A 9,826-nucleotide genomic window follows, 5' to 3' on the forward strand; every position below is an offset into this window, starting at 1 on the left:
TCAATGCCGTGGCAGGCTAAAAGGGATATAAGGTGCTGGCGAAAAAAGTACTCAATAAGAAAGTTCTGGTCGGCTCACTTGCCGGGGTGGCGCTGGTGGCCGCCGCGCTGGTCGGTTACCGGGTATTCGGCTGGGGCGCGATGGGGCCGGTCAACGGCCTGAAGCTGGATTTATCCCGGCCCGATGCGCTGGTCCGCACGAAAAGCCTGTCGACCTTGCCGCGCGACCTGCTGACGGTGCCGTTGGCGCGCGACGTGCTGCGCGAGGATTTCCTGTTCTATTACGAGCAAAGCGAAGACCGGCTGGGGCTCAAGGGCAGCTTGCGCCGCATCGCCTACGAACATGAACTGGGATGGGGCGACCAGCTGCTGCGCATGGTGCTGGACCAGCCGGCGGAAGTGGCCTTGTGGCGCGACGCCGACGGCTCGCTCAAGCATTTCGCCATCGTCGTGTCGCGCAACCAGTTGACGCGCCTGCTCGAGGAAGCGGGCAAGATCGCCCTGAAGGATACGCAAATGCGCGTGGCCGGCAGCTTGCGCGTCGATGGCGACACCGTGCCCGTCTACGCGCTCAATTACGCCTGGCAGCGCACCTTGCTGTTTGCCGCGCATGGCCAGCGCCTGGTCATCCTGTCCCATCCCGGCATGCTGTATGGCGGCAGCGACGGCAAGCATGGCGATGGCACGGCCGAGAAAACCGTGGCCAGCCTGCTGGCGCCGGAGGCGGCCAAACAGAATGTCTTTCATGCGCAGTTCCATCTCGATAGCGCCGCGCCCGAGGGCCACAGCATCGCCGTCAAGGCGGACTTCCTGTCGTTCGGCTACCAGCCTTTCTTCGGCGCGCTCGAAGCGCTGCGCTTCGATTTTCAACAGGGCGCCTGGCAATCGAAGGTGCTGCTCAATGCCGACAAGCTGAAAAACGGTGGTTATGACAGCAGCTTCCTGTGGCAGCAACTGCCGCATCATCCCAGCGCCTGCTTCAGCGTGCCGGTGGACTGGACCGCGCTGCAGCCTGTGCTCAAGCGCCTGGGCGACAAGACATCCGAGCCGGTGGTGCCACTGGCCCAGCACTTGCAAGGGCCTGCCGCCGCCTGCTGGTACGGCACTTCACGGCTGCATACGCCCGTGTTCGTGGCCACGCGCAGTGCGCAGGTCGGTGATGACGCTGTATATGGCAGCCTGTTCGAGGCGGCCATCGGCGGCAAGGATCCCGTGCGCAAGATTACCGGCAAGGATGGTCAAGGTGAGTTCGTGCGCTGGGAGCGCAGCGTCGCCACCGCCCTGGGCCAGTCCACGCCGGCGCTGGCCGTGGCTGGCAACACGGTTGTCTTTTCCGCCGATGGCAAGCTGGTGGACCAGGTGCTGGCCGTGCGCCGCAAGCAGGCGCCGGCCGCCAGCGACTTGCTGCCCGATGGCGCGCGCACCATCGGCCTGATCGCGCCTGCGTCGCTGGCGCGGCTGATCCAGCTGGAAGCCTTCAATACCCTGCCGGCGAATAACGAACCGGTCTTGCGCGCAGCCGCCAACGAACACTTGGTGCCGCGCCTGAACGCCTTGAAAAAATATCCGCCGCTGCGCATGGTGCTCAAGCGGCAGCCAGCCAGCGGCACGTCATGGGAAACGCTGGAATGGCAGGAGACTGCGCGATGACGGTGTGGCATGCGCGCCGTGCCGCCTTGCGCTGGCTGGCGGGAGGGGCTGCCGTTGTTACTTGCCCCTATGCCTGGGCCCTGCGCGCGGCGGCCGCGCCGCAAGTGCAGCTGTCGCAGGCCCAGAGCCGCGCTTTCCAGGCCTGGATGCTGCGCATCGTCAACGCGCAGATCGAACGGGGCCCGTCGCCGCGCTGGACGCACCGCGATTGCGCCGGCCTGGTGCGCTTTGCCGTCAACGAGGCGCTCACCGTGCATGACGCGAAGTGGCTGCGCGCGAACGGCATCGCCAGCGACCGGCGCCTGCCGCCCGAGCTGGAGCTTGGCGCGGACCAGGCGGCCTTGCGCAATCGCTGGGTGCAAACGGGCGGCAAGGTCGGCCACTTTGTCACGGCGCTGGCGCTGGTGCAGCACAACAGCCGTTTCATCGCCCGCGAGATCAGCCAGGCGCTGCCCGGCGACCTGCTGTTTTTCGACCAGGGCGACGAACAGCACCTGATGGTCTGGATGGGGGCGCGCATCGCCTACCACACCGGCACCGTCACCCCCGACGACAATGGTCTGCGGACCGTCGATATCAAAGAACTTACGAGCTGGAAGGACACGCGGTGGCAACCTGTGGTCAACAATCCGAATTTCGCCGGTGTGTTCCGGCTGGCGTTTTTATCATGAAGCTATTCTTCGCCAGCTTGTTGGCGTTGGTGCTCATTGGCGGCGCTTCGGCGCAGGAACGTGAACCGAGCAACGAGCCTAGCAACTACACGACCTTCAAGGGCGAGCCCTTTTTCCTGCTGTCGGACGCCAGCTACGGCAGCAGCGACGAGTCGCGCGTGCGCCTCGAGGTGCCCGGCCGCGACATGGGACGCATGAACCTGGAAGCGTATTCGGGCGCCGACATCGTTGTCTACCGCGTGCCCGAGCCGATGGAATTCCTGAAAAAGCAGCGCAATCTGCACCGCATCCAGGTCGAAGGCAATTACCAGGGCGAAGGCCTGGCCAACACGCTGAGCTTTCTGTGGGATAGCTGGTGGAAGCAGTCGCGCCTGGCCTGGCGCAAGCTGTTTTCCGGCGAGGCGCGCCGCGCGGTAACGAAGGAACAGCCGCAGCTGGCCACCAATGATGCGATCCGCCGGCCGACCGTGTTTGCCAACCATCCGCAGTACAAGCCGATCAAGGGCATGGAGCTGGTCGACAGCTTCCGCTATCCGATCTGGCAAGCCAAGGCCATCGCACCGCCGAAGGGCGTCAAGCTCGATGGATCGAGCAGTGACTTCATCGTCGCCGGCGCCGGCAATGTGATGATCCCGCTGGGCAAGCGCAAGCCGGGCTTGTACCTGGTCGAAGCGATCATCGGCGAGCACCGTGCCACCACCCTGGTGTTCGTGTCTGACACGGTGGCCGTCACCAAGGTATCGTCCGGCCAGATGCTGGTCTGGACGGCGCGGCGCGACACCAGCGCCGCCGTGGCTGGCGCCAGCGTGGCGTGGACCGACGGCACCGGCGTGCTGCAGTCGGCTGTGACCGGTGCAGACGGCGTCGCGTCGCTAGAGCGCGGCAGCCCCGAACACACGTATGTGCTGGGCCAGGACCGCGCCGGCGGCGTGTTCGTGTCCGAGAATTTTTACTATGACAGCGAGATCTACAACACCAAGATTTATGCGGTGACCGACCGGCCCTTGTACCGGCCCGGCGACGAGGTCAACGTCAAGTTCCTGGGCCGCGAATTTACTTCGGCGCGCGCATCGCAGGCGGCGGCTGGTGCGCCGCTGAGTTTGACCGTGCTCAATCCGAACGGCACGCCGTTGCTGACGCAAACGCTGCAGCTGTCCGGTGATACGGGCACCGAGACGCGCTTCCGCCTGCCCACGGAAGCTACCGCCGGTGGCTATGAGCTGCGCTTCAATTACAAGGATGGCGTGTACGGCGCGGCCTTCCGCGTGGCCGAATACGTCAAGCCGCACTTTGAAATCAACGTGCAGCCATCGAAACCGGAATTCAAGACGGGCGAGGCGGTCAAGGGCAGCATCGCGCTGCGATACCCGGATGGCAAACCGGTGAAAAACGCGAAGATGACCCTGTCACTGCGCAGCCAGCAAAACACCATGGTCGAAGGCGAACTGCGTTACAGCGGCTTGTTCCCGGTGGCCTTGAAGAGCGAGGAAGTGGTCAGCGATGGCAGCGGCAATGTCGACTTCACCTTGCCGCCCGCCGCCGATCCCTCGCGCTACATCTTGACCGTGCTGGCGACCGATGGCGCGGCCTACCGCGTCAAGGCGACGCGCGAGCTGATGATAGAACGCTCCAGCAGCAGTTACCAGTTGAAGGCCACGCGCCAGTTTTCCGATCCGGGTCAGGCCGTGCATTTCGATTTGCTGGCCGATGGCCAGGGCGCGGCGAAGCCCGTGCGCTGGGAGATGGTGCAGCTGGAAAAACAGAGCAAGACCGAGGGCGCGTTCGATCCAAACGCCAAGGGCTGGGACGTGACATTCCCGGCCTCCGGTTCGTATCAGCTGGCGCTGCGCGACGAACGCGGCAACCTGCTGGCCGCCGCCAGCCACTGGGTCGCCGGCGATGGCGTGCAGACCACGCCGGGCAGCATCGAGATCGTGCTGGATCGCGCCCGCTATCGTCCGGGTGACATCGCCGAGGCCTTGATCACCTTTTCCGACAAGGTCGACCAGGCGCTGTTGACGCTCGAGCGCGACAAGGTGGAACACCATGGCTTGATGGCCGGCGCCGCTGATTGGTACCAGGCGAAGCGCGTGGCGCCGCGGCAGTGGCGCGTGCGCATTCCCGTCAAGGAGGAGCATGGCCCGAACATGACGTTCTCGGTGGCCTACACGCGCAAAGGCGATTTCGTGTTCGAGAACGCCGGCCTGCAAGTGATCGAGCCGCGCATCGCGCTGCAGTTCAAGAGCGATAAGGAGGTCTACCAGCCCGGCGAGAAGGTGACCCTGGACGTCAAGGCGACCCTGGACGGCAAGCCCCTGAGCACCCTGGTGGCGCTGGGCGTGGTCGATGAAATGATCTATGTGCTGCAGCCGGAAATCGCGCCGGACATCGGCGACTTTTTCTACCATCCGCGCCGCAACAACGTGCGCACCACGGCCAGTCTGTCCTTCATCAGCTACGACATGGCACAGGGGCGCACTGCCGGTGCGCCCGCGCGCCACAACTACAACGAGCGTGGCGTCAAGGTGCTCGAACGTCCGCGCCGCGACAATATCGATACCGCCTACTGGGCGCCATCGCTCAAAACCGATGCGAATGGCAACGCGCGCGTGAGCTTTATCATGCCCGACGCGCTGACCCGCTGGAGGATCACCGGCCGCGCGATGGATAGTCAAGGTCGCGTGGGTCAGCGCACCGCCTATCTGCGGTCGGACAAGAACTTCTATGCCAAGTGGACGGCGCCGGACTGGATGCGTGCCGGCGATGCGCCGCGTGCCTCGGTGGCCGTGTTCAACCAGACGGGCAAGGAGCAGGCGCTCGACGTTGTCCTCTCCGGCGGGGCGCAGCCGACGACGGAAAAGCTGTCCGCCAAGCCGGGCGTGAACTATGTCGAATTCCCGCTCGCCCCAGGGGCCGGACCTCTGCGCCTGGAAGTAAAACAGAGTGGAAAACTGGTCGATGCGTTAGAGGCGGCCATGCAAACCTTGCCCGCCGCCTGGAGCAGTCCGCGCTCGCTGGTGCTGCCGCTCGATGGCGCCACGAGTGAACTCGCGCTCAAGCTGCCGGCGGACGCGCGCAATATCCGCGTCTCGTTCGCGCAGGGCGCCGCCAGCCAATTCGCGCGCATTGCCGACGACCTGATCGACTATCCGTATGGCTGCGTGGAGCAGACGGCGAGCCGCTTGATTCCGCTCGCGCTGGCCACGCAAAGCCTGGGGCCGGATGCCGGCGCGGCAAGCGAACCCCTGCAAACGCTGCTCACGGCGCAGCGCCTGCGCCTGGTGTCCATGGCCGGTCCGAACGCCGTCTTTGGCTGGTGGGGCAATGCCACGGCCGGCAATGCGCTAATGACGGCCTACGCCTATTATGCCGACTGGTACGCAGCGCGCGCGCTGCACATCGAGCTGCCGCCCGAGCACTGGAACAAGCTGCTGGCCGTCTATAGCGAACATGGCTTGAAAGATGCGATGGGCGACCGCGCGCTGGTGTTGTGGATGGCGCGCGAGATGGGCTTGCCCACGCAGACGCTGGCCGCCGGCCTGGTGGACGACAGTGCCATCGCTATCTTGGGCGGCAAGCCGCGCCAGGCGGGCGACAGCGGCAGCCTGCTGCTGGGCGGCGCCTCTGACCGCGAAGCGCAATCGATGGCTTTTGGGCTGGTGGCGCTGGTCGCCAGCCAGAATGGCATCGCCTTGCCTTCGGCGTTGCAGCAGCAGGTCGCCGATGCCTGGCAGGTACTGCGCGCGTCGAAGGCGCCGGTGGCGCAGGCCTTGCTGATGCTGGCCGGCGAAGTGCCGCCATCGCAGGCCGATGCGGTACTGGCCGGCGTGCGCGCCGAGATGCCGACCCTGGACCGCGCGATGACCTTGCTGTGGGTGCAAAAGAAGCTGGGCGGCGCGTCGTTCGGCAAGGGACCGGCCGTGGCGCTGGACGGCGCCTGGCAAAAACGCGACAGCCGCAGCGGCCAGCCGTTGTGGCGCTGGACCGATGCCAGGAGCGTGCCGGATAAATTGCGTCTCGCCGCAGCGACTCCGGCACCTGCCGGCACGGTAGCCGTGGTGCAGTACGACAGCCACGCCGCCGAAGCGCAAACCTTGCCGGTTACCGTCGAACGGCGCATCCTGCGCATGAAGGCAGGCAAGGGCGGCTACACGACGGAACTGGTCAAGGCGGGCGAAACGCTCAGCACGGACGCGCTGTATCTCGATGAAATCACCTTGAAAGCAGCGCCGGGCGCGAAGCACCGTTTTGGTCTGCTGGAAGTGGCGCTGCCGCCGGGCGCCATGGTCGAATCGACCACCTGGGGCATGGTCATGGCGGGCGATAAGCCGGCCGCGCTGGAACGCGCGCGCCATACCGAGCGCCGCGACGGTTATGCCGTGCCGATCGAGCCTTTGGCCGGCGACGTGACGGTGCGTCATTTGCTGCGCTTCGCGCAAAAGGGCAGTTATGTGCTGCCGCCGGCGCGCTTTTACCGTATGTACCAGCCGGAGCAGAAAGCCTTCGAGGGCGGCGGCAAGACCACGCGCGCGCTGAAGGTCGATTGATGCGCGTAGCACTTCCTGCATTGATGGCGACCCTGCTGCTGGCCGCACCTGCCTGGTCGCAGTCATCGTCAAAATCGCTGGATGTGGCCTGGCGGCGCGATGGCAAGACGGAAGTGCGGCGGTTGCACCAGGGTGGCACGGCACCGCCGCCGTTTGACGGCGCGCGGCAAGTGCCGCTGGCCAGCCTGTGGAAGCTGTTCGTGTATGTGTATGCGACCGATAGCAAGGTGGCGATGCCGGACTACCGCTGTGGCGGCAGCGATCCGGAAGAAGTGTATTGCTGCGACGCGGGCCAGAGCATCGGCCACGACGCTGCACTGGCGCAGTCCTGCGGCCTCTTTTTCTCGCCCAAGCGCCTGATGATCGCGCCGGCTTCATGGCGCCAGTACTGGACCGGCCGCTTGGGCGCGGCGCCCGCAGGCGACTTTGCCTGGCTGTCTGACCCCGCGCAGATGGCGCCTGCGCGCATGGTGCGCCTGGACAGCCTGCTGCGCGCGTTGGACAGCATCCCGGCCGCCAGCCGCCAGGAAGCCGAAGCGGCGCTGCTGCGCGTGGTGCTCGATGGACGGGGTGGGCGCGGCGCCGGTACGGCGCGCTGGTTCGGCAGCCAGTTGCGCGTGAAGACGTATTCCTGGCAGCAGGACGGCAAGCGCATCGGCGGCGCGGCCGGTTGGCTGGCCGACGGCACGCCGATCTGGCTTGGCGGCGCGGGCGGCAGCAGCAATGTTTTCGAGCAGTGGGCGCCCAGGCTTGCCGCCAGTCTGCCGCCAGTGGGCGCGGCCGAAGATGGCGGCTGCGTGGTGGTTGATTACTTCAAGCGCTATCCGATTCGCGCCGTGCGCGGCGAACGTGGCGTGGCCGCACCTGGCCCGCTCAATGGTCGCTACCATGTGCAGTTCGAGAATGGCCAGAACCTCGCCTTGCGCAGCACCGGCGAGTTGATGCTGCTGCAGGAGAAGGGCGGCCGTCCGCAGTTGCGTGGCCGCTTCGGCGTCAATGAATATGTGGCGCGGGTGCTCGACCGCGAAGCGAGTGCTAATGAGCCGGAAGCGGCCAAGGCCCTGGCGATAGCAGCGCGCACGTATTTGCAGCAGAACGCGGTGAGCGTGGCGGGTTGCCAGCAGATCGCCGACAGCAGCGCGACCCAGCGCGTCAGTCCCAGCCCAGCCACGCCGGCAGCGCTGGCGATTGCGCGCTGGACTGACCAGTTGATCGTCGATGGCGTCACCGTGCGCTATCACAGCAACCAGTCGTCCGAGGGAACCATGGCGTGGAGCGAGGCGGTGCGGCAGGCGAAACAGGGCAAGCACTATGATGAATTGCTGGCGGCGGCCTATCCGGGTGGCGCGCTGAGCACCGTTGGCAATACCGGCGCGCGTTGCCGTCGCCTGGCGCAGAACGAGGATTGGCTGGCGCGGTCCGTGCCGCGCTGGCAGCGCGTGCTGCTGCGCGAGGCTGGCTACGAGGCGCCGCCACAAGCGCCACTGGTCTGTGCCCTGTCCAGCGGCGCGCCGTATTCGGAACAGTCGCGCAACCGCATCTTCATGCGCTCGCTGGCCACGCGCGAAGACCGCATTACCTTGGCCCATGAATATTTACACCTTGGCCTGCGCCGCCATCCGCGCGGCCAGGACGAAGAATATGTCGAGCGGCTGGCCCGCCGGCTCGTCGACCTTAACCTGGAGGCCCTGTGAGTTTTTATATCCGTTGCTCGATTCCCCTGATGCTATTGCCACTCTGGGCGCAGGCCCAGGTCACCATCGATGCTCCGAAGGGCGGCTGGCGCAATTCGGCCGGCGCGCGCGAGGACTATACGCAAGCGGTCAATTACCCCGCCGCATCGGTCAACTTGCAGCCGGGCCAGGCCGAAACGGCGCAGATACGGGGACGTATCGCGGGCGCCGTCAAGGGCAAGCCCGCCACTCTGGTGGTCAACGGCGTGGCGATGCCGATGGAGGTGGGCGAGGACGGTAGCTACGGCCGCCCCTATGGCTTCGGCAGCGGCGCGAATAGCGTGGAAGTGCGTTCGCCGGATGGCAGGAGCCGCGCGCGCACCCAGTTTGTCGACAGCTATCAGGGCAAGACGCAGGCGCGCTTGCGTATCGTGCTTTCCTGGGACAGCGCCGGCACCGACCTCGATCTGCATGTGGTCACGCCGGACGGGGGGCACGTCTGGTATGGCAATCGCGTATTGAAAGATGGCGGCGCGCTGGATGTGGACGTGACCACCGGCTATGGCCCGGAAATCTTTTCCAGCGCCGCGCCCCTGAGGGGCAACTATCACGCCTATGTCAATTACTACGGCAGCGGCGAGAACAGCGCCTTGCTGACGGTTGCCCGCTTATCGATCATCACCAACGAAGGCACGCCGCGTGAAAAGCTGCAGAGCTTCCAGGTGCCGATGCGGGCCGCCGGCGAGCTGACCCTGGTAAAATCGTTTGTCTTGCCATAAAAATGGCCGAAAATAGCCCTTGCAGGGTGCACGGGGCACGGCTATAATTCGCCCCCTCGCTGAACGATGCATGCAAATGCTGAGTGAAGCGGGTAAAAAAGAAGGTTGACGAAATGCTGCAAACGCTTCATACTCTTCCTTCTTCGCAGCTGACAAACACAACGCTTTGTCGATAGCGCGAAAGCAGTACCGAATACCGTTCTTTAACAATTAACAGTCGATAAGTGTGGGCATTTGATGTAAGTGCAGCAGTGATCTTCGGATCGCTGTAAAACTTAAAATATCAAATGTTCACAAGAAATAATGAAATAGGCGCTACGCAAGTAGTGGCCTGTCAGTTTTTGAGTGAGCGACCCGTCAGAAATGACGGTGCCTGTAAAAGGGCAAAGTAACAGAGATTAAACTGAAGAGTTTGATCCTGGCTCAGATTGAACGCTGGCGGCATGCCTTACACATGCAAGTCGAACGGCAGCACGGAGCTTGCTCTGGTGGCGAGTGGCGAACGGG

The 9,826-nt window shown here is 64.9% G+C and carries 5 protein-coding genes and 1 rRNA gene; all 6 read left to right on the top strand.

Features of this window, described 5'->3' with window-relative positions; all coding sequences use genetic code 11:
* Window positions 1-32 precede the first annotated feature (32 nt).
* Window positions 33-1,649: a DUF2138 family protein gene (locus ACQ4WN_RS09125; protein WP_436551233.1), complete on the top strand. Its 1,617-nt coding sequence runs from the start codon at window positions 33-35 to the stop codon at window positions 1,647-1,649.
* Window positions 1,646-2,320 (top strand): DUF1175 family protein, encoded by a 675-nt coding sequence (locus ACQ4WN_RS09130; RefSeq protein WP_436551234.1) that lies wholly within the window; start codon window positions 1,646-1,648, stop codon window positions 2,318-2,320. Before ACQ4WN_RS09125 ends, ACQ4WN_RS09130 begins: the two co-directional genes overlap by 4 nt.
* Window positions 2,317-6,867 carry an alpha-2-macroglobulin family protein gene (locus ACQ4WN_RS09135; protein ID WP_436551235.1) on the top strand — a complete coding sequence of 1,517 codons (4,551 nt, stop codon included), beginning with the start codon at window positions 2,317-2,319 and terminating at the stop codon, window positions 6,865-6,867. The genes ACQ4WN_RS09130 and ACQ4WN_RS09135 overlap by 4 nt, the downstream gene beginning before the upstream one ends.
* On the top strand, window positions 6,867-8,561 hold the full coding sequence (locus ACQ4WN_RS09140) for a DUF2300 domain-containing protein (RefSeq protein ID WP_436551236.1): 1,695 nt from the start codon (window positions 6,867-6,869) through the stop codon (window positions 8,559-8,561). Before ACQ4WN_RS09135 ends, ACQ4WN_RS09140 begins: the two co-directional genes overlap by 1 nt.
* 29 nt (window positions 8,562-8,590) lie before the next feature.
* Window positions 8,591-9,319 (top strand): YfaP family protein, encoded by a 729-nt coding sequence (locus tag ACQ4WN_RS09145; protein ID WP_436551237.1) that lies wholly within the window; start codon window positions 8,591-8,593, stop codon window positions 9,317-9,319.
* A gap of 400 nt (window positions 9,320-9,719) precedes the next feature.
* Window positions 9,720-9,826 (top strand): 16S ribosomal RNA (locus ACQ4WN_RS09150); the annotation flags it as partial.

The organism is Janthinobacterium pasteuri, from assembly GCF_051380775.1.
Classification (GTDB): Bacteria; Pseudomonadota; Gammaproteobacteria; order Burkholderiales; family Burkholderiaceae_D; genus Janthinobacterium.

Coding starts and splice junctions, on each gene's coding strand:
- ACQ4WN_RS09145 (WP_436551237.1), top strand. CDS start 8,591: ATGCTATTGCCACTCTGGGCGCAGGCCCAGGTCACCATCGATGCTCCG.
- ACQ4WN_RS09135 (WP_436551235.1), top strand. CDS start 2,317: ATGAAGCTATTCTTCGCCAGCTTGTTGGCGTTGGTGCTCATTGGCGGC.
- ACQ4WN_RS09140 (WP_436551236.1), top strand. CDS start 6,867: ATGCGCGTAGCACTTCCTGCATTGATGGCGACCCTGCTGCTGGCCGCA.
- ACQ4WN_RS09130 (WP_436551234.1), top strand. CDS start 1,646: ATGACGGTGTGGCATGCGCGCCGTGCCGCCTTGCGCTGGCTGGCGGGA.